15 protein-coding genes, 2 tRNA genes, 17 pseudogenes and 3 other annotated features (1 of these 37 cut by a window edge) are annotated in these 16,994 nt (G+C 67.0%); of the genes and pseudogenes, 17 read left to right on the top strand and 17 right to left on the bottom strand.

The features are described 5' to 3' along the window. Positions 1-66: 66 nt before the first annotated feature. Positions 67-327, bottom strand: a pseudogene (locus DA06_RS26670) (Na+:solute symporter); the annotation flags it as partial. 27 nt (positions 328-354) lie between these two features. Continuing rightward, positions 355-896: pseudogene (locus DA06_RS26665) on the bottom strand (ATP-binding cassette domain-containing protein); the annotation flags it as partial. A 152-nt stretch (positions 897-1,048) separates the two neighbouring features. On the opposite strand from DA06_RS26665, the pseudogene DA06_RS26660 reads away from it, so the two are divergent. Beyond that, positions 1,049-1,452: pseudogene (locus DA06_RS26660) on the top strand (glyceraldehyde 3-phosphate dehydrogenase NAD-binding domain-containing protein); the annotation flags it as partial. On the opposite strand, the gene DA06_RS26655 reads toward DA06_RS26660, so the two are convergent. The 3 genes from DA06_RS26655 to DA06_RS26645 all read right to left on the bottom strand — a co-directional run bounded on the left by DA06_RS26655 (position 1,400) and on the right by DA06_RS26645 (position 2,913). Continuing rightward, on the bottom strand, positions 1,400-1,861 hold the full coding sequence (locus tag DA06_RS26655) for a tripartite tricarboxylate transporter substrate-binding protein (protein WP_418606483.1): 462 nt from the start codon (positions 1,859-1,861) through the stop codon (positions 1,400-1,402). The pseudogene DA06_RS26660 and the gene DA06_RS26655 sit on opposite strands and share 53 nt — an antisense overlap. Further along, positions 1,849-2,085, bottom strand: coding sequence for a hypothetical protein (locus DA06_RS26650; protein ID WP_052437103.1), 237 nt, complete (start codon positions 2,083-2,085; stop codon positions 1,849-1,851). The genes DA06_RS26655 and DA06_RS26650 overlap by 13 nt, the downstream gene beginning before the upstream one ends. A gap of 447 nt (positions 2,086-2,532) precedes the next feature. After that, positions 2,533-2,913, bottom strand: coding sequence for a hypothetical protein (locus DA06_RS26645; protein WP_418606482.1), 381 nt, complete (start codon positions 2,911-2,913; stop codon positions 2,533-2,535). Between the two features lie 147 nt (positions 2,914-3,060). After that, positions 3,061-3,288: a sequence feature (23S ribosomal RNA rRNA prediction is too short), on the bottom strand. Between DA06_RS26645 and DA06_RS26640 the strand changes: the two genes are divergently transcribed. After that, positions 3,288-3,659 (top strand): cbb3-type cytochrome c oxidase subunit I, encoded by a 372-nt coding sequence (locus DA06_RS26640; protein ID WP_418608247.1) that lies wholly within the window; start codon positions 3,288-3,290, stop codon positions 3,657-3,659. (Overlaps the previous feature by 1 nt.) On the opposite strand, the pseudogene DA06_RS26635 reads toward DA06_RS26640, so the two are convergent. Continuing rightward, positions 3,631-4,017, bottom strand: a pseudogene (locus DA06_RS26635) (type II secretion system F family protein); the annotation flags it as partial. The gene DA06_RS26640 and the pseudogene DA06_RS26635 sit on opposite strands and share 29 nt — an antisense overlap. Before the next feature lie 414 nt (positions 4,018-4,431). Here DA06_RS26635 and DA06_RS26630 point away from each other — a divergent pair. Further along, positions 4,432-4,563, top strand: coding sequence for a hypothetical protein (locus DA06_RS26630; protein WP_418606481.1), 132 nt, complete (start codon positions 4,432-4,434; stop codon positions 4,561-4,563). A 40-nt stretch (positions 4,564-4,603) separates the two neighbouring features. Here DA06_RS26630 and DA06_RS26625 read toward each other — a convergent pair whose 3' ends face one another. Further along, positions 4,604-5,056 (bottom strand): citrate/2-methylcitrate synthase, encoded by a 453-nt coding sequence (locus DA06_RS26625; RefSeq protein WP_418606480.1) that lies wholly within the window; start codon positions 5,054-5,056, stop codon positions 4,604-4,606. A 107-nt stretch (positions 5,057-5,163) separates the two neighbouring features. Between DA06_RS26625 and DA06_RS26620 the strand changes: the two genes are divergently transcribed. Together DA06_RS26620 and DA06_RS26615 are read left to right on the top strand one after the other, a co-directional pair. After that, a complete protein-coding gene (locus tag DA06_RS26620) occupies positions 5,164-5,541 on the top strand; it encodes an oligosaccharide flippase family protein (RefSeq protein WP_418606479.1) in 378 nt (125 codons plus the stop codon). A 530-nt stretch (positions 5,542-6,071) separates the two neighbouring features. Next, positions 6,072-6,461: pseudogene (locus DA06_RS26615) on the top strand (ribonucleotide-diphosphate reductase subunit alpha); the annotation flags it as partial. Here the strand turns inward: DA06_RS26615 and DA06_RS26610 are convergent. Further along, on the bottom strand, positions 6,400-6,960 hold the full coding sequence (locus DA06_RS26610; protein ID WP_418608245.1) for an MFS transporter: 561 nt from the start codon (positions 6,958-6,960) through the stop codon (positions 6,400-6,402). The pseudogene DA06_RS26615 and the gene DA06_RS26610 sit on opposite strands and share 62 nt — an antisense overlap. Positions 6,961-7,187: 227 nt before the next feature. Here DA06_RS26610 and DA06_RS26605 point away from each other — a divergent pair, with 227 nt between their 5' ends. Next, a complete protein-coding gene (locus tag DA06_RS26605) occupies positions 7,188-7,442 on the top strand; it encodes a hypothetical protein (RefSeq protein WP_418606478.1) in 255 nt (84 codons plus the stop codon). Here DA06_RS26605 and DA06_RS26600 read toward each other — a convergent pair. Continuing rightward, positions 7,334-7,675 (bottom strand): annotated as a pseudogene (locus tag DA06_RS26600) (ABC transporter permease subunit); the annotation flags it as partial. The gene DA06_RS26605 and the pseudogene DA06_RS26600 overlap by 109 nt on opposite strands. Before the next feature lie 158 nt (positions 7,676-7,833). On the opposite strand from DA06_RS26600, the pseudogene DA06_RS26595 reads away from it, so the two are divergent. After that, positions 7,834-8,167: pseudogene (locus DA06_RS26595) on the top strand (nitrilase-related carbon-nitrogen hydrolase); the annotation flags it as partial. 74 nt (positions 8,168-8,241) lie between these two features. Here DA06_RS26595 and DA06_RS26590 read toward each other — a convergent pair. Together DA06_RS26590 and DA06_RS26585 are read right to left on the bottom strand one after the other, a co-directional pair. Continuing rightward, positions 8,242-8,315, bottom strand: a tRNA-Glu gene (locus tag DA06_RS26590). Positions 8,316-8,352: 37 nt separating this feature from the next. Next, positions 8,353-8,427: transfer RNA gene (locus tag DA06_RS26585), tRNA-Gln, on the bottom strand. A gap of 163 nt (positions 8,428-8,590) precedes the next feature. On the opposite strand from DA06_RS26585, the gene DA06_RS26580 reads away from it, so the two are divergent. After that, positions 8,591-8,866, top strand: a complete 276-nt coding sequence (locus DA06_RS26580) for a hypothetical protein (RefSeq protein WP_418606477.1) — start codon at positions 8,591-8,593, stop codon at positions 8,864-8,866. A gap of 5 nt (positions 8,867-8,871) precedes the next feature. On the opposite strand, the pseudogene DA06_RS26575 reads toward DA06_RS26580, so the two are convergent. Next, positions 8,872-9,213: pseudogene (locus DA06_RS26575) on the bottom strand (polysaccharide biosynthesis protein); the annotation flags it as partial. On the opposite strand from DA06_RS26575, the pseudogene DA06_RS26570 reads away from it, so the two are divergent. Next, a pseudogene (locus DA06_RS26570) lies at positions 9,213-9,629 on the top strand (DNA-directed RNA polymerase subunit beta); the annotation flags it as partial. The pseudogenes DA06_RS26575 and DA06_RS26570 overlap by 1 nt on opposite strands. A 194-nt stretch (positions 9,630-9,823) precedes the next feature. Further along, a pseudogene (locus tag DA06_RS26565) lies at positions 9,824-10,114 on the top strand (metallopeptidase family protein); the annotation flags it as partial. A 64-nt stretch (positions 10,115-10,178) separates the two neighbouring features. Here DA06_RS26565 and DA06_RS26560 read toward each other — a convergent pair. Then, positions 10,179-10,620, bottom strand: a pseudogene (locus tag DA06_RS26560) (YbdK family carboxylate-amine ligase); the annotation flags it as partial. Between the two features lie 32 nt (positions 10,621-10,652). Between DA06_RS26560 and DA06_RS26555 the strand changes: the two are divergent. Further along, positions 10,653-11,042, top strand: coding sequence for a hypothetical protein (locus tag DA06_RS26555; RefSeq protein ID WP_418608449.1), 390 nt, complete (start codon positions 10,653-10,655; stop codon positions 11,040-11,042). 23 nt (positions 11,043-11,065) lie between these two features. Here the strand turns inward: DA06_RS26555 and DA06_RS26550 are convergent. Both DA06_RS26550 and DA06_RS26545 read right to left on the bottom strand, forming a co-directional pair. Then, a pseudogene (locus tag DA06_RS26550) lies at positions 11,066-11,137 on the bottom strand (hypothetical protein); the annotation flags it as partial. A gap of 154 nt (positions 11,138-11,291) precedes the next feature. Next, positions 11,292-11,495 (bottom strand): annotated as a pseudogene (locus DA06_RS26545) (UPF0182 family protein); the annotation flags it as partial. Here DA06_RS26545 and DA06_RS26540 point away from each other — a divergent pair. Then, positions 11,406-11,981, top strand: a complete 576-nt coding sequence (locus DA06_RS26540; protein ID WP_418608243.1) for an amino acid ABC transporter ATP-binding protein — start codon at positions 11,406-11,408, stop codon at positions 11,979-11,981. The pseudogene DA06_RS26545 and the gene DA06_RS26540 sit on opposite strands and share 90 nt — an antisense overlap. A 117-nt stretch (positions 11,982-12,098) precedes the next feature. Then, positions 12,099-12,740: an ATP-binding cassette domain-containing protein gene (locus DA06_RS26535; protein WP_418606476.1), complete on the top strand. Its 642-nt coding sequence runs from the start codon at positions 12,099-12,101 to the stop codon at positions 12,738-12,740. Positions 12,741-12,805: 65 nt separating this feature from the next. On the opposite strand, the gene DA06_RS26530 is transcribed toward DA06_RS26535, so the two are convergent. Then, a complete protein-coding gene (locus tag DA06_RS26530; RefSeq protein ID WP_418608448.1) occupies positions 12,806-13,231 on the bottom strand; it encodes a hypothetical protein in 426 nt (141 codons plus the stop codon). A gap of 200 nt (positions 13,232-13,431) precedes the next feature. Between DA06_RS26530 and DA06_RS26525 the strand changes: the two are divergent. Then, positions 13,432-13,895, top strand: a pseudogene (locus tag DA06_RS26525) (malate synthase A); the annotation flags it as partial. A 451-nt stretch (positions 13,896-14,346) separates the two neighbouring features. Beyond that, positions 14,347-14,668 (bottom strand) — a sequence feature (16S ribosomal RNA rRNA prediction is too short). A 16-nt stretch (positions 14,669-14,684) separates the two neighbouring features. Here DA06_RS26525 and DA06_RS26520 read toward each other — a convergent pair. After that, a pseudogene (locus DA06_RS26520) lies at positions 14,685-15,135 on the bottom strand (superoxide dismutase); the annotation flags it as partial. Positions 15,136-15,195: 60 nt separating this feature from the next. On the opposite strand from DA06_RS26520, the gene DA06_RS26515 reads away from it, so the two are divergent. From DA06_RS26515 to DA06_RS26505, 3 genes and pseudogenes are all read left to right on the top strand, one after another. Then, a complete protein-coding gene (locus DA06_RS26515; RefSeq protein WP_418608446.1) occupies positions 15,196-15,465 on the top strand; it encodes a hypothetical protein in 270 nt (89 codons plus the stop codon). A 722-nt stretch (positions 15,466-16,187) separates the two neighbouring features. Further along, positions 16,188-16,616: pseudogene (locus tag DA06_RS26510) on the top strand (class II fructose-bisphosphate aldolase); the annotation flags it as partial. Positions 16,617-16,619: 3 nt separating this feature from the next. Continuing rightward, positions 16,620-16,745: pseudogene (locus DA06_RS26505) on the top strand (hypothetical protein); the annotation flags it as partial. A gap of 192 nt (positions 16,746-16,937) precedes the next feature. Continuing rightward, positions 16,938-16,994: a sequence feature (23S ribosomal RNA rRNA prediction is too short), on the bottom strand (it continues 432 nt past the right edge of the window).

Here is a 16,994-nt window from a genome sequence, read left to right as displayed (position 1 = left end):
CATCACGAGCGGCCAGAACAGGTAGAGAGCGGCCGAGAACAGCGCGGCCCGCCGGGCGGTGCTGCCGGTGGGGGAGGCGATGAAGCGCTGCGCGAGGTTCCAGGTGCCCCCGTTGTACGACATGGTGTTGATGAGCAGGTACACCATGACGAACAGGACCGTGTACTGGCCGTTGAAGAGGTCGGAGTTGCCCTTAGGAAGGTCGTCCCACATCGTCCAGATGGTCGACACCCCGTCGAGAGTCGTCAGAACGGTCACGAACATCACGATGCCGGCGACGAACTGGATGACGAACTGGCCGAAGTCGGTCAGGGCGTCCGCCCACAGGCCGCCGATCGTGGAGTAGACGAGCGTGATGCCGCCGGTGAGGAGGATGGGCTGGCCGGGGTCGAGGTTGTTTCGTGGGCTCGTCGAGGAGCAGCACGTTCGCCGAGGAGACCACCAGCACCGCGAGGGCGAGGCGGTCTTCTCCCCTCCCGAGAGCACCTTGGCGGGCTTGTCGGCGTCCTCGCCGGAGAACAGGAACGAGCCCAGCACGCCTGCGCACCCCGGTGTCGTCGAGATCGCGCGGCCGAGCGGAGGTTCTCCACCACGGTCCGCTCGAGGTCGAGCGTCTCGTGCTCCTGGGCGTAGTAGCCCACCTTCAGGCCGTGCCCGGGGACCACCTCGCCCGTGTCCGGCTCCTCCACCCCGCCGAGGATGCGCAGCAGGGTGGTCTTGCCCGCACCGTTCAGGCCCAGGATGACCACCTTGGAGCCGCGGTCGATGGCGAGGTTGACGTCGGTGAAGACCTCGAGCGAGCCGTACGACTTGCTCAGCCCCTCGGCCGTGAGCGGGGTCCTCCCGCACGGCGCCGGGTCGGGGAAGCGCAGGTGCGCGACCTTGTCGGCGCGGCGTTTGTCCCTCCGTGGGTAAACTCGGGACTGCTGGTCGAGGTGTCGTCGCGCGGTCCGGCGAGGGCGACGAGGCCTTGCCCGGGAGCACCCAGCGAGGTGCTCACGACTTTCGGACATGTGTGCGCCGAGCGGGCGCACTCCAGGAGGACACTGTGACCATCCGCGTCGGCATCAACGGTTTCGGCCGCATCGGTCGTAACTTCACCCGCGCCGTGCTGGAGTCGGCGCCGACGTCCAGATCGTGGGCGTCAACGACCTGACCGACAACAAGACCCTCGCGCACCTGCTGAAGTACGACTCCGTGTTCGGCGTCCTCAAGGAGGACGTGTCGTACACCGAGGACAGCATCACGGGCAACCAGACCTTCAAGGCGCTGGAGGAGAAGGACCCGGCCGCTCTGCCCTGGGGCGAGCTCGGCGCTGACATCGTCATCGAGTCGACCGGTCGTTTCACCGACGCCACCAAGGCCAAGGCGCACATCGACGCCGGCGCGAAGAAGGTCATCATCTCCGCGCCCGGCAAGAACGAGGACGCCACCTTCGTAGTCGGTGTGAACCACACCGACTAGAGCAGGAGCGTGCCGACGTGGTTGGCGCTGAAGTCGCCGCTGCCGCCGACCGAGAGGCGGCCGGGTTCTCCTTCGCGGCGGCGATGAAGTCGTCGAGAGTCTTGATGTCGCTGTCGGCCGGCACCGCGAGGATGTTCGGCGTGCTCTGGAAGATGTAGACCTGCTTGAGCTGCCCGGTCTCGTACCCGGCGTCCTCGCGCATCATCGGCTGGAGGATGATGTGCGGGAGGTTGTGCCCCATGATCGTGTAGCCGTCCGCCTCGGTGCGCGTGAGCTCCGACCAGGCGAGCGCTCCGCCGCCGCCCGGCTTGTAGGAGACGGTGACCTCGGTGCCGAGTGCATCCTGGAGCGGCTCCTGCTGCAGCCGGGATCGCGTTGTCCTCCTCAAGCGCCGCACCCGCGCCTTGAGGGCCTTGATCTCCTCGCGTTCCTGCGTCGTCCATCCCGCGCGCCGGCGTCGACATCGCCCTGACGCACCCACCCGCGCAACGTCTCCCGGGACATCCCCAGACGCGCCGCGACCGCCTCGCACGCCTTGGTGATCGACCCGTACTCCGGGACCTGCTCCCTGACCATCCGCACCGCGCGCTCCTTCGCCGCGGCGTCGTACTGCTTCGGCATACCTGCATCCTTCCTCGCAAGAAACGATGCGGCACACAAACCCGAACGCTTCACATCGCCTACGACCCGTCCATCGCGCACCTGGTCAGGCAGACGAGCACGTGCAACCTGGGGTCGGAACGCAGCTCCTGACCCGGGCGTCGCGCGCCGCTCAGTGGCGTTCGAGGTACGTCTCGTAGGCAGGCAGCGTGCCGTCCAGCACCGGAACGAACGTCGACGGCGCCAGCGCCCGGGCTCGAGGCGGTGGCGGGCAGGGTGCACCCGGGGTGCGTCGACGCTGTCGGGCGTCAGCGTGGCCTGGTGAAGTTCACCTCGCCCCCCGCCGGCAGGTCGAAATCGACGCCGGCCCGCCGTCGAGAACGATCTCGACCGTGACAGGGTCGGTGGACCTGTTCACCGCTGCCCCGAGCAGGTGCCCTTCCTCGCCTTCCGAGGGAGTGAGAACCATCAGGTTCTCGAAGGACACGTCCTCCGTGAGCGCCACCCGGACGCCGTCGCCCGGGGGCGTAGGCGATCTGAGTGGTGATCGGGTTGGCGAAGGAGCAGCCGGCTGAGGCGGCAGCCATCTCCTTGTATCCGTCGACCGTCAGGGTGCCACGTAGGAGTGGCCGGTGCGACGTCCGGCAGTCCCAGCGCGTGCGCCTCCTCGAAGATGCGGGCGCGTTCGCCGGCGTCGTACCAGATGTTCTGGATCATCGAGCGGGGCCCGAAGTGGTTGCTCGTCACCCGCATCCCGAACGACTCGACCAGCGCGCGCACCTGGGCGGGCGTGCGACCGTAGTAGTCGCCAGCAAGCTCGATCTGCGCGATGCCGCGTGGCGGCTTCACGGTCTCCCACCTATCCTACACAAGCCGTACCGAACACCAATACCAAGCTATAGTAAAGGTCCCCGGGGGTCTTTCCCGTCCCTGCTGCGCGAAAACGAGCATCTTTACTCGTAGTGCAAATTTCGCCGAGTTCGCGGTCGAGACAGCGGAGAAGTCGTTACGCCATTCGTGCAGGTCGGAACTTACCCGACAAGGAATTTCGCTACCTTAGGATGGTTATAGTTACCACCGCCGTTTACTGGGGCTTAAATTCTGAGCTTCGCCTCGCGGCTGACCCGTCCTCTTAACCTTCCAGCACCGGGCAGGCGTCAGTCCGTATACATCGTCTTCACCCCCAGGCGCGGCGAGCTTCGGCTGGACCGCCTACACCCCCCCTGTCCAACGCGACCTTCTCGCCCGGGCTGGGCGGGGACCTGTGGGTCCTCGGGCTCGCGATGACCGGTTTCGCGTCCATCTTCGGAGCGGTGAACTTCATCGCCACGATCATCACGATGCGCGCCCCCCGGCATGACCATGTTCCGGATGCCGATCTTCACCTGGAACGTCCTCATCACCTCATCCTGGCGCTGATGGCGTTCCCGGTGCTGGCCGCCGCCCTGTTCGGCCTCGCCGTCGACAGGCTCCTCGGCGGGCAGATCTACAACCCGGAGGCCGGCGGGGCGCTGCTGTGGCAGCACCTGTTCTGGTTCTTCGGCCACCCCGAGGTCTACATCATCGCTTCTCCTCGGCTCGTTGGCGGCGCTTAGCCGCATCTCGCCCGCCTGGGTCCGCAGCACGTCGGCGATCGCGATGCCGTGCTTGTCCGCTTGGATGATCGCGGCGGACGAACCGGCGCAGGTCCGGGACGTCCGATCGGTTGGCCAGCTCCTCACGCCTGGCGCCGCGATCGGCCCATCTGGACGTCCTGCAGTGTTCGAACCAACTCTTCGGCGAGCGGGCCCTTGCCGTTCTGGCCGGCGCGAGCATGGCAGAGTCGAATCCTAGGCCAGCTTCGACGGCGATCGTCATTTGGTCCAAGGTGTCGGCGAGTTCGAGGGTGATCTTCTCGCTGCGTTCAATGCCCCGGCTGTAGAGCAGGAGTTCTGGCACAAAGTACGCGACGGCGACCGTGACCGTGGCGATAAGCAGGAAGAGCGGTGCAGCACCCGCAGAAATCAGAAGATAGGCGACTAGAGCGGACGCGGCAAAGTCGGCCCGCGCGGCGGCCTGGAACCCGCGCCTCGCCTGGTACGGGTCCCCGTGCCACTGCCGGTTTCAGCTCAAGCAGAGTCGGAAGACCACCTCGATTCAGTCGTCGGTTCCGTCATCCGCGTTCCACTCAGCTCAGCGGCCAGGTCGCGCACCGCGTTCTGACGTGCAACCCGATGTTCCTGCGAGGTGACGACATTTGTCCGTGGGACCGAGGTTTCCAATCGGGGAATGAGGCTGTCGCACAGCACCTTTCGCCCTGCCCTGGCGGTTGCGCGATCCGGCGCGGAACCAGCAGATCAGGCGCCTGACAGCGGTAGCACCTGTGGGATGCTCGCCATTGTGGACGAAGGTTGGATGTTGGCGCGGCTCGTCGCCGGAGACACCAAGCAGGTGCTCGGCATCCGTTCGATGAGCCCCGCAGAAGTCGGAGGCCTCAAGGAGGCGAGCGCGGTGGGGTAGAGCAGCGGCAGACCGTTGGCGCGCTTGGCGATGGACGCGATCATCGTCGGCACCTTGGCCATGAGCAGCACGGTGGAGAGCTCGCGCTGGTAGGGTCGTGCGGGTCCAGCGTGTGCTGGTAGTAGGTGGCGAGGGCGGCGATGCCCGCCTGGAGGATGGCCATGGGGTGCCCGTTGTGCGGGAAGGCGGTGAAGAACGCCTTGAAGTCCTCGTGGAGGATGGTGTGCCGCTTGATGCGGCGCTCGACGGCCTCGAGAGTCTGCGCGTCGGGCAGCTCGCCGTAGATCAGCAGGTAGGCCACCTCGAGGAAGTTCGAGCCCTTGGCCAGCTGGTCGATCGGGTAGCCGCGGTAGCGGAGGATGCCCGCCCCGCCGTCGATGTAGGTGATCGCGGACGTGGTCGACGCGGTGTTCGTGAAGCCCGCCGCCTGCTCACCCCCGAGGAGTTCGGGGTGTACGCGTCGCGCTGACGGTACAGACGATCCTCCTGACACTCGCAGATCTTCGGGCTGAGCACCGAACTCATTCGTTGCGAGGACCCACGGAGCAGAGCGCCCACCCTTGCGGTGCTGGGCCTTCTCTCCGGGGGTGCATCACGGCGGTGATCGCGCTGGCGGCCGAGCCGATCGCCACGGCGCTGGGCAGCTCCGAGGCCGGACCTGTCCTGCGAGTGCTTTCCCTGACACTGGTGCTCGCCAGCGCTGGAGTGGTGCCGTCGGCGATGCTGGCGCGGCGGTTCGACCAGAAGCGGCTGTTCCTTATCGCTGGCGCAGATCTGACCGTGAACGCCACGGTGACGATCTCCCTCGTCGTCGCCGGCTGGGGCCCCATGGCCCTGGCGCTGGGCCGTGTCTGCGGTCAGAGCACCACCTTGGTCCTGCAGTTCGTCCTCTCCGGAGAGGGAGCTGAACCAGAAGTGACAAATGCAGAGAAGACCCAGAAGACCTCCACCTCTACGGTTAAGCGTCCGACCGTCTAGCCCAGGCACGAGAAGCCCTCACCCTCGCTGAGCAAAACCTCACAAACGCTGAAGCGTCACTAAGCGAGACCATCGGAAAAGTGGCCTCGGGCTCCGCTGACCATGCAAGACTGGCCAACGCTCGCGGCAGCGTCGAGGTTGCGTCTATCCGCAGAGATGCCGAGGCCCGTGAGGTCTCCGATGCTGAGGCCGATCTACGGCGGGCTCAGAAGCGTGCCGCCGGCCAGGACTTGCTCGCTGTAGGTGTCGCTGCCATCGAGTCAGCCGTCGGCAAGGCCGCTCGGGTAGTCACCGAGAAACCTGACCCGGACGCCATCGAATACCCGACGCTCTACCTAGCCGTGGCCCCGGGTGTTGCCTCCTTCGATGTTCAGTCGCCGAGTCTCGTCCGTGGTGTCGTGGGAGTTACTGGCTTCCACGTCTTGGGCGCCTGGTGGGACGCCCTGACAAGTGGGCGGGAAGGAAGTAGGTATTCGAACTACTGGGAACGACTGAGGACGTCACGCGCGTCCGAGAGGGATTGGGGCAGTTTGGCAGCAACGCTCACAGATACCGGCGTAGAGGTCGCCAGCGCGCCGCAGCTCGACTACCACGCGCTGAACGCGATGCTGAACCTGTACGACGCGGACGGGAACATCCAGTTCGACAAGGACCGTGAGGCGGCGCGCCAGTACTTCCTCCAGCACGTCAACCAGAACACGGTCTTCTTCCACACGCTCAAGGAGAAGCTCGACTACCTGGTCGAGGAGGGTTACTACGAGAGCGAGGTGCTCGAGAAGTACTCCTTCGAGTTCCTCAACCGGCTCTGGGACCTGGCGTGGTCGAAGAAGTTCCGCTTCGACACGTTCCTCGGCGCGTTCAAGTACTACACCTCGTACACGCTGAAGACGTTCGCGGACGGCGATGAGCATGCCGGCCGAGGTCCGACCAGCCCCGCCAGCAGGACCCGAGGGCGAAGATCGCGATCGAGCCGAGCAGCAGCTTCTTCTTGTCGAAGAGGTCCGCCAGCTTGCCGGCGATCGGGGTCAGGGCCGTCGACGCCAGGATCGACGAGGTGACGATCCAGGTGTACTGCTGCTGCGTCCCGCCGATCTCGCCGACGATCACCGGGAGCGCGTTGCCCACGATCGTGCCGGACAGGTTGCGACGAACATCCCCAGGAGCAGGCCGGTGAGCACCCGCAGGATCTGCCGGTGCTCCTCGTGGGCGACACGTACCCGGTGCCGCGCAGCGACACGTGTACAGCCCACCGGTCATGGCGGCACCGCGCGCCTGGATGCGGTGGATGTCCCACTCGATCGACGACGAGAACGCGAGGACGTTGTTGCCGTTGACGGAGATCATGTCGTTCTCGAGGTAGCGACCTGCACGTCGGCCCCGTCGGCGACGAAGAGCTCCCCCGTGGCCTGTCGCCTGCATCATGTCGACGCCCTCGCCGGTCATGGCGGACTTGAACATCTTGCCGAGCCCGCCCCGAGCCCTTGTTCTCGAACCGGATGTCGCCCTGGTAGGCGACCATCGAGCCCGTCTTCGCCCAGACCGGCCCGTATCCCATCTGGATCTTCAGCAGCTTCTTGTTCTGGAGGGAGAAGGGGTCCTGCGAGACGTTCTCGCGGTAGTCGTTGAACAGGCTGCCGTGGATGGGCATGGGGACGAACTCCCTAGCGTCGATGGGCACCGGCACCGGAGTGGCAGCCGCCGCGGCGAGCACCGCCGTCCAGTACAGCAGGATGTTGCCGCTGAAGTGGATCCCGAACAGGTCCACGCCGTCGCGGAAGGTCCAGCCGAACAGGCCGAAGGTCGGGATGCCGCTGATGCCCGACGGGCCGCCGGTGATCTCGAGATTGTTGGCGGTGAGGCGGATGATCTCGCCGAAGCCCAGGGTCACGATGGCGAGGTAGTCGCTGCGCAGACGCAGGGTCGGCCCGCCGATGATGACGCCGGCGCCGATGCACGCGACGATGACGAACGGGATCGTGAACACCAGCGGCATGTCGTTCGTCGCGAGCACGCCCGAGGTGTAGGCGCCGACGGGCAGAAGAGCGTAGTACCCCAGGTCCAGCAGGCCCGCGTAGCCGACGACGATGTTCAGGCCCATCGCCAGCATGATGTAGATGAACGCCGACGTGCCGATGGAGATGGTGTACGGCGAGGCGTCGATGAACGGCAGTGCGAACGCGAGGAGCAGCAGCAGCCCGCCGACCGGTGCACCAGGGCACCTAGCGAGACCGCCGGCAGCGTGGCCGGGGAGTCACGAACCGCACCGTGTCGCACCCCCTGATGGAGGACTCGATGACCGTCCGGAAGATCGCCCTGACCCAGACCCCGTGGACGGGTGACAAGGAGTCGATGATCGCCCGTCACGAGGACTGGACGCGCGAGGCGGCCGCCCAGGGAGCCGAGGCGATCTGCTTCCAGGAGCTCTTCTACGGCCCCTACTTCGGCATCACCCAGGACACGAGGTCTACGCCTACGCCGAGCCCGTCCCCGGCCCGACCACCGAGCGGTTCGCCGCCCTGGCCAAGGAGCTGGGCATGGTCATCGTCCTGCCGATCTACGAGGAGGAGCGGCCGGGATCTACTACAACACGGCCGTCATCGTCGACGCGGACGGCAGCATCCTGGGGTCCGACGGAGCACGAGACCCGACCGGGCGCCACATGCACGAAGGCCCCGCACCGAGGTGCGGGGCCTTCCGACGTACCCCCAGCCGGATCGAACCGCGCCGCCGCCGTGAGAGGGCGGTGTCCTAGGCCACTAAACGATGGGCTCGGCACCCTGAGGTGCCACGGTCGGCTGTGGGCCTTCCGCTTGGCTGGGGTACCAGGACTCGAACCTAGACTAACTGAACCAGAATCAGTCGTGCTGCCAATTACACCATACCCCAAGGGGTATAACCTCCGCGCCGCCGGCGGGGCGGGCGGGGGTCCCTCAATTGTCCACCGATGACTCGGACGACGCGTCGCCAGCGTCTAGAGTTACGACGACCAACCAGGCACCGGGTGACAACGGGTAGCTGCTGGAAGATGACTGACGTCTGGGGATAATTCGTGAGCGAGACGTTCGACCCGCTGGGTGCTGCCGATCCGGGCCTTATCGCCACTGCGATTAAGCAGCGGGTCCGTAACATCATCCGGAGCTACAACAACCCCTCGGACCTTCTCGCCGAGCCAATTCAGAATGCTGTGGACGAGGTTGATGAGGCGGCCCGTGTGGGCGCTATCGACCGGGGGGAAATCCGAATAACTATAGACTGCTCCACGGGAAAAGTGTCGGTCAGAGATAATGGTCGTGGAATATCTCAGCTTATTGGGGGGTTCGGTTAAGGTCAGGGCTGTCCCGACTCCAGTTGTTTTACGAACATGGGAATAACTGAGCCTCGGGAGTACATCACGTTGCCGTACCGGGTGATGGAGACGGTCGTGCCCGAACCGGGATTGTTTCGAGCGAATGCCTGCGCGGTCTTCTCCATGAGGGCCTTCGACATCCCCATGGCGTTGACGGGATAGACAGCTTTGTCAGTGCTCAGGCAGACTACTGACCTCACGCCTAGCTTCGCGGCAGCGTCGATCACGTTGTAACTGCCTCGCACGTTCGTCTTCACGGCCTGTTCCGGAAAGAATTCACACGATGGCACTTGCTTCAGCGCCGCTGCGTGAAAGACGAAATCGGAACGTCTCCGAGGAGGTCCTGGCCGACCTCGACGAGCGCGGCATCGTCCGCATCGGCGCCGAGGTCAACTCCGGCGACATCCTCGTCGGCAAGGTCACCCCGAAGGGGAGACCGAGCTGACCAGCGAGGAGCGCCTGCTCCGCGCGATCTTCGGCGAGAGGCCCGCGAGGTCCGCGACACCTCCCTGAAGGTGCCGCACGGCGAGTCCGGAATCGTCATCGGCGTCCGCGAGTTCAGCGAGGAGGACGGCGACGAGCTGCCCCCGGGCGTGAACCAGATGGTCCGCGTCTACATCGCGCAGCGCCGCAAGATCACCGACGGCGACAAGCTCGCCGGCCGCCACGGCAACAAGGGCGTCATCTCCAAGATCCTCCCGGTCGAGGACATGCCGTCCTGCCGGACGGAACCCCGGTCGAAAGGGCGGGTCCTAGGCCGCTAGACGATGGGGGCCCGTTACTGCTGTGGACGCCCGTGACGCCGGAGCGCCCCAAGACCTCGGACAGCATACGGGGAAGAAGCCTCCCGGAGCAAAGTCGGCAGGGTGTGCCGCTCGTCACTCGCGGTGTTCGCCCGGAACGGAGGCGCCGGTGCACGATGGAGCCGTGGTTGACATGTCGCGCGACGACTTCGAGGAGGCCGTCTCCGAGGCCCTGGACCTCATCCCGCTGGAGCTGGCCGAGAAGATGGACAACGTCGTGGTGCTCGTCGAGGACGAGCCCACCGCCGAGCAGCTCGCCGGGGAGGAGGACCTGCTGGGCATCTACGAGGGCACCCGCTCACGGAGCGTGACTCCTGGTGGGCCGCCGGTTCCCTGCCCGACACGGATCACGATCTTCCGGGGCCCCACCCTGCGGCTGTGCGAGACCGAGGAGGAGGTCGTCGAGGAGGTCGCGGTGACGGTCGTCCACGAGGTCGCCCACCACTTCGGCATCGACGACGCCCGGCTGCACGAGCTCGGCTGGGCCGGTCGAGCATCTCCGAGTAGTGCTCGACCAGGCAGTGGGTCAGGGCCGAGGTGGCGCGCAGCTCCTGGAGGTTCGTGGCGGCGTCGCACACGCGGACCTCGATGGTGCCGAGGGGGGGAGGGGCGGATGTCCCACCGCAGCTCCGAGAAGGTGTCGATGACGCCCGTCCGGGTCATGTCGTCGACGTAGCTCTCGAGGTCCTCCCAGCGGTCGAACTGGTACGGCACGCCGGCGGTGGGCAGCTGCTGGAACATCATGGCGCGGTTGGAGGCGTATCCCGTCGCCTCGCCGCCCCAGAACGGGGAGGAGGCGGCCAGGGACTGCAGGTGCGCGAACCGGGTGAGCAGCGCCTGCATGATGGGCAGCACCTTCGCGCGGTCCTCGATGCCGACGTGCACGTGCACGCCGTAGAGCAGCATCTGGACCCTTGCCGTCGTCGCCACCCTGGCTCTGGGGGGCCTCGCCGGCCACCTCGATGCCGATCGCCGAGGTACCGGAGGATCCGGCCACGTGGGCGACGTCGCCGTACTCGCCACTGCCCGCCGCGGAAATCTCCGCAGCGGGCAACACGCGCGAGATCACCTTCGACGCCGACGGCGGACTGCACGACGCCCAGGACCAGGACACCGGCTTCACGATGGTGCAGCCGTCGAGCGCCAACAACGACTACTACCTCCCCGAGCTCCTCGACGTGGCGGACGGCAAGCTGACCATCACGACGACCAAGGGCATCGCGTACTCCAACACGGGCGCCACCGGGCTGATCAACCAGCAGGACAACACTCTCGGCGTCGGCGTGGACGCCGCTCGGGATGCCCTGCTCGAAGACGCGGGCCGTCCGTCGGACGCCGCCGTGTTGCCGTAGGCGGCCACGACGCCGAAGCCGTGGGTGTAGACCGTGTGGTCGTTGATCCAGGTGCGCTGGTCGGCGCCGAGGCCGTCCTGGTTGAGCTCCCGCACGGCGATGACCGTGTCCCGCTTCTCGCCGTCGATGTCGTAGCGGTCGACGGAGAGGGTCGGGGGAAGCCGTAGTACTGGCGGTTCTGCTGCAGCTGGTTGACGTCGGGGAGACGATGTTCGGGTCCAGCAGGCGGATGGACGCGGTGGACTGGCTGTCCGCGCGCAGCTGGCCGGCCTCGGCCTCGGTGGTGGCCGAGTACGTCTCCACCTCGATGTCGTCGAGGCCGTACGCGGCGAGGGTGGCGTCGATGTTGCGCTGGATGTACGGCTGCTCGACGCTCTGGGCGTTCGGCTCGACCTGGAATCGCTGGATGACCGCCGGGTAGGCGGTGCCCACCACCAGCGCGGAGACGATCATGACGGCGATGCCGGCGACCGGGACGTCGGCCCGTCAGGCTCGGGCAAGTCGACGCTGCTGCGCTGCGTGAACGAGCTGGAGCAGATCGCGCGGCCGCATCGAGGTCGACGGCGAGCTCATGGGCTACCGGGAGCAGGTACGCCGGGGCGCCCGGAACTCTTCCGGCTCCACCCGCGCGACATCGCCCGGCAACGCTCGCGCATCGGGATGGTGTTCCAGCGCTTCAACCTCTTCCCGCACATGACCGCGCTGCAGAACGTCATGGAGGCACCGGTCCAGGTCCTCGGCACCGGGCGGGCCCGGGCCCGCGAGCGCGCGCTGGAGCTGCTGGCCCGGGTCGGACTGTCCGACCGGGTCGACCACTACCCTGCCCAGCTCTCGGGCGGCCAGCAGCAGCGGGTGGCGATCGCCCGGGCACTGGCCATGGACCCGGAGCTCATGCTGTTCGACGAGCCGACGTCGGCCCTGGACCCCGTCACGGCATGATCAAGCCGGACTCGGGAAAGGTGTTCCTGCGCGAGCAGGACATCACCCGGTGGGCGCCGCACCGGATCGCGCGGTGGCGGTCTGGGGCGCAGCCAGCTGTGCCGGACCTTCCCGCGCATGACCGTGCTGGAGAACATGCTCGTCGCGGTGCAGCCGCGCACGCTCGGGGAGTACCTGGGCGGCAGCCGCTCGCCGAGCACGGTGCGCCGCGCACGGGAGATGCTGGCCCGGGTGGGCATCGACCACCTGGAGAACTCCGAGGCCCGGGACATCTCCTACGGGCAGCAGAAGCTTCTCGAGCTGGGCTCCACCCTCATGTCGGACCCGCCGTTCGTCATGCTCGACGAGCCGGCGGGAGGGGTGAACCCCTCGCTCATCGAGCGGATCGCCGTGCTGATCCGCGAGCTGAACGAGGAGGGCACCACCTTCCTGATCGGCCGCCGCCGCCCGACTCGAACGTCCAGTCCCCGGCCCGGATCGCCCGCCAGAACGCCCTGCGCCCCCGGGACCCACACCATCGGACGCCGGCACCCGCACCACCTCTTCTCATCGAGGTGTTGCGTGGACCCCCTTGAGACCGCCCCGTCATTTCGTCAGCGAGACCTCACCGCTCGATGTCCGACACCGCCCCCCACCAGGCGCGGCAGCTTCAAAAAACGTCTCAAGGAGAAGTTGACGTCTCGCGGAGAAGTTGACATCTCGCGGGGGAGGGGTTGGGGTGCTGGGCGGACGCCGGAGGGCCCGCGGCGCAGGGAGTAATCTTGATGCCGAGATATCTCCAACCCCACGAAGGAGTGCGTCGATGACCACGACACCGGTGAACGTCACCGTGACCGGAGCTGCCGGCCAGATCGGGTACGCCCTGCTGTTCCGCATCGCCCGCGGAGAGCACCAGAGCGCGGCGGCGCCCACACCAGGGTCACGGCGAGGGCGGCCGGCAGGTAGAGCAGGCGGCTGTCGAGGACCAGCCCGCGTATCGTCAGCGCGGCGACGATGAGGATGGCCAGCTGGATCACGAAGTTGAACAGGGCCGAGTACCGACGGTGGGCGAGGGGGGAAGATCTCGCGGGGCAGGTAGACTCTTCTTGACGATCCCGTCGTTGGGCGAGGATTGGAGGCCGTTCCGTTCGCCCACGATCTCGTTGAACAGGCTGCCAGACGGTCAGTCCGGTGAAGACGTAGATGGCGGAAGTCCGGGACTCGCCCGTTCCGCGCCGAGGAAGCGACGATGCGACGTAGTAGATGAGCAACGAGACCAGCGGTCGGGCCAGCGTCCACAGGAACCCGAGCGCGCTGTCCTTGTAGCGGGCCCGCAGCTCCCCGGCGCACCAGCATGCCGAGCAGCTCGCGACGGTCCCAGATCGCGACGACAGAGTCCCGGGCGCCGATGATGAAGCCGCTCGGCGGGCTCGCGCGACGCAACGGTTGCGTCGCGAGCTCTCGCATCCGTGCCTCCGGCTCGCTGGTCGACTTCGCCTCTACATCGCCACCGCGGGCCAGCGGCAGATCGAGAAGGGCCTCGGTCCCTACTTCTACCTGCCGAAGATGGAGTCCCACCTCGAGGCGCGGCTGTGGAACGACGCGTTCAACATCGCCCCAGGACGCTGGCATCCCGCGCGGCACGATCCGCGCGACGGTGCTGATCGAGACCTACCCGGCGGCCTTCGAGATGGAGGAGATCCTCTACGAGCTGCGTGAGCACTCCGCCGGCCTGAACGCCGGCCGCTGGGACTACATGTTCTCGGTCATCAAGTCCTTCCGGACGCGCGGCAAGGACTTCCTGCTGCCCGACCGCAACGCCGTGACGATGACCGTGCCGTTCATGCGCGCCTACACCGAGCTGCTCGTGCGCACCTGCCACAGCGCGGCGCCCACGCGATCGGCGGGATGGCCGCCTTCATCCCGAGCAGGGACACCACGCACCCGCACTCGGCCACAAGACCCTGTCGCTGCGGCCTAACCGCCTGGCCCTCGAGTACGCGGCGGCCGGGTGGTGGGTGATTTTCTTCCCGTTCGGCTCCCTGCAGGACAACGACAGCCATGTCTCCGAGCGTGTGCGGCAGTTCCCGCGGTCTGAGTTCACGGCATTCCTCGACGCAGCGGTGGAGCGCCGCGGCCACCACGTCTACGTGTGTTCCTCCTTTCCCGGCCTCCACGCCGTCGCCGCCGTGGACACACTCCGCGCGGCCGGCTGGACCGCTGTGTACGAGGTGCGGGACGACATGGAGGAGTTCAACCGAGTCGGGTACTCGTCGTGGTACCGGCCTGAACTTGAGGCGCGCGTCGCGGGACGAGCAGACCATGTGGTGACCGTCAGCCCGCGGCTCGCCCGCAAGATGGATGTCCTCACGCGCTCCCAGGACCGGCGTGCGTGGTCGTCCCCAACGCAGTCGCGAGCGATGATTTTGACGTCATCCCCCCACCCTTTCCTCCGAGTTGACCCCCCGGGCAGTCTCCCCCATGAGTCCCCCCCGGGCATAAACCCCCGCTGGGCAAACACAGGACAAAGGGGGTTTGCGCTCGTTTGCGGGGGACTTTAAACCCCCAAACATCTCACGACACGAGCTGACGACAAACCATGCACCACCTGTACACCGACCTTGCGGGGGCGCCCCATCTCTGGACGTTTCCGGTGTATGTCAAGCCTTGGTAAGGTTCTTCGCGTTGCATCGAATTAATCCGCATGCTCCGCCGCTTGTGCGGGCCCCCCGTCAATTTGTTCTGCTGGTCGTACATCTGGAAGATCACGAGCCCGCCCGAGACGGAGTCGTAGGCGAGCACCGACCAGCCGGAGCCCTGGATGCCGGTGGCGACGGCGGCGAACTGGTTCTTGAAGGCGTCGAAGGTGCCGAAGGAGTCCTTGATGGCCTCGGCGTCGCCTCGGGCTCCCCGCCGCCCTCGGGGGAGAGGTTGTTCCAGAAGATCGTGTGGTTGATGTGGCCGCCGAGGTTGAACGAGAGGTTCTTCTCGTGCAGGTTCACGGCGGCAAGGTCGCCGGACTCGCGGGCCTCGGCAAGCTTCTCCAGCGCGGTGTTGCGCCCGCCACGTAGGTGGCGTGGTGCTTGTCGTGGTGCAGCTCCATGATCTTGCCGCTGATGTGGGGCTCGAGGGCGCTGTAGTCGTACGGAAGGTCGGGCAGCGTGTAGACGGCCATGAATGTCCTCCTGTGCTCTGGCGGCACCACGACGCCCACTCTGCCACCCACGGGCGGCCGGTGAGCGTCCGGATCAGGCCTGATGCCGCCTATCCGCGTCTTCTTATCGCTGCGGCGGGATGGGTGACGGGGCCGGTTCTGAAGGACGACGCCCCGCTCGTCCCCGACCGACAGGATCGTGTGGGCGTCGAGGTTGAGAGTGTCACCGGGATGCAGGTTGTGGGTCGCGCCGGTCCGGCGCACCCCGTTGATGGCAATGAGATAGGAGAGGTTGACGCAGAAGCGCTCGGCGATGAAAGCCCCCCGTCGCCCGCGGACGACAGCTGGTAGGTCCAGCCACGGGGGTGCCGTCATCGTCCACGCCGGCTTCAGCGCGGCCGGTCCGCTCCGAACCCGGCCGCAGCCTGAGCGCGACCGGCTGGCGACCGGGACGCACCCGGGAACCAGTTCCGTCCGAGAACTGACCTGCAAGGGCAGGACTTCTGTCCCGCTTTGCCGGGTTTGGCCCGTCCTACGTTTGTCCCGTAGGAAGCAGGACCGGTCCGATACCGGGACTGCCGCAACGCGCGGGCCGCTCATGGGGAGTCGCCCGCACCTGACGGGAACACAGCCATGAACAGCAGCATCGCCAAGGTCGCCGGCATCCTCGCCATCGTCGCCGGAGCGCTCTTCGTCCTCGCCGGGGGCGTGACGTGGGGTCTGATCAACGTCTCCAGCAGGTGCACCTGGGTCCACGCGTGCGACGGACAGCGGTGTGCTGCCCGCGTCCTGCACCTTCTGCAGGTCTGTGATCCAGGTGTCGATGTCCGCCGGGACGCGGCCGGGTCGATGCGACCTCCTCGAGCACGGACGGGTTGGCCCACACCACGTTGGAGCGGTGGATGTTCGACGGCACGGAGTAGATGGCGTCCTCGACGGTGAGATCGAGGAGGTCCTGGGGGAACGTCCGTCAGGCCGAACTCGTCGTACAGGGCGGAGACGTCCTCCAGCTGCCCGGCGTTGATGTAGTCGGTGAGCTCCTGGCCTGCGTGGGCCTGGAACGTGTCGGGCGGGTGTTCGACGGCTCCACCGTCCCGCTGGAGGAGAACCTCGTCATCGCCGAGGAGCTCCTCGAGCTGTCGCAGAAGGCGCGCACGATCCTCGAGATCGAGATCGGCGTCGGCGGCGAGGAGGACGGCCACGAGGCCGAGATCAACGAGAAGCTCTACACCACGCCCGAGGACGGCCTGGCCACCGTGCGCGCGCTCGGCACCGGCGAGAAGGGGCGTTACCTGACCGCGCTGACCTTCGGCAACGTCCACGGCGTGTACAAGCCCGGAGCCGTGCGGCTGCGCCCGGAGCTGCTCGGGCAGATCCAGGAGGTCGTCGGCAAGGAGGTCGGCAAGGACAAGCCGTTCGACCTCGTCTTCCACGGCGGCTCCGGCTCGACCGCCGAGGAGATCGCCCTGGCGGTCGACAACGGCGTCATCACTCTGCGCCTGGGCGTGCCCGGCGGACGCCATCTACGTCGAGGCCGGCAACAACACCCCCCGACGCCCAGTACTCCCCCGGGCGAGCGGTACGGCCGCGTGTACCAGATCAACTACCTGCGCTGCATCTTCTGCGGCCTGTGCATCGAGGCCTGCCCGACCCCGGCGCTGACGATGACCAACGAGTACGAGCTCGCCGGGCCCACCCGGGAGGGTCTGATCTACGAGAAGCAGGACCTCCTGGCCCCGATGCTGGAGGGCATGCTCGCCGCGCCCCACCCGATGGTGGCGGGCACGGACGACGACGACTACTACCGGGGCGAGGTCGCCGGGCCGACGGCGGAGCAGGTCGAGTGGGTGCGTGCCCACCGCCCGGGCGACCCGACGCTG

Source organism: Georgenia sp. SUBG003 (assembly GCF_000715355.2).
Lineage (GTDB): Bacteria > Actinomycetota > Actinomycetes > Actinomycetales > Actinomycetaceae > Georgenia.
Note: the sequence above shows the minus strand (reverse complement) of the source record. Positions and strands in the feature narration are given on the sequence as shown.

Coding starts and splice junctions, on each gene's coding strand:
- DA06_RS26650 (WP_052437103.1), bottom strand. CDS start 2,085: ATGCCGAAGCAGTACGACGCCGCGGCGAAGGAGCGCGCGGTGCGGATG.
- DA06_RS26630 (WP_418606481.1), top strand. CDS start 4,432: ATGCTCGCCATTGTGGACGAAGGTTGGATGTTGGCGCGGCTCGTCGCC.
- DA06_RS26610 (WP_418608245.1), bottom strand. CDS start 6,960: ATGCAGGCGACAGGCCACGGGGGAGCTCTTCGTCGCCGACGGGGCCGA.
- DA06_RS26605 (WP_418606478.1), top strand. CDS start 7,188: ATGGGGACGAACTCCCTAGCGTCGATGGGCACCGGCACCGGAGTGGCA.
- DA06_RS26555 (WP_418608449.1), top strand. CDS start 10,653: ATGCCGATCGCCGAGGTACCGGAGGATCCGGCCACGTGGGCGACGTCG.
- DA06_RS26535 (WP_418606476.1), top strand. CDS start 12,099: ATGACCGTGCTGGAGAACATGCTCGTCGCGGTGCAGCCGCGCACGCTC.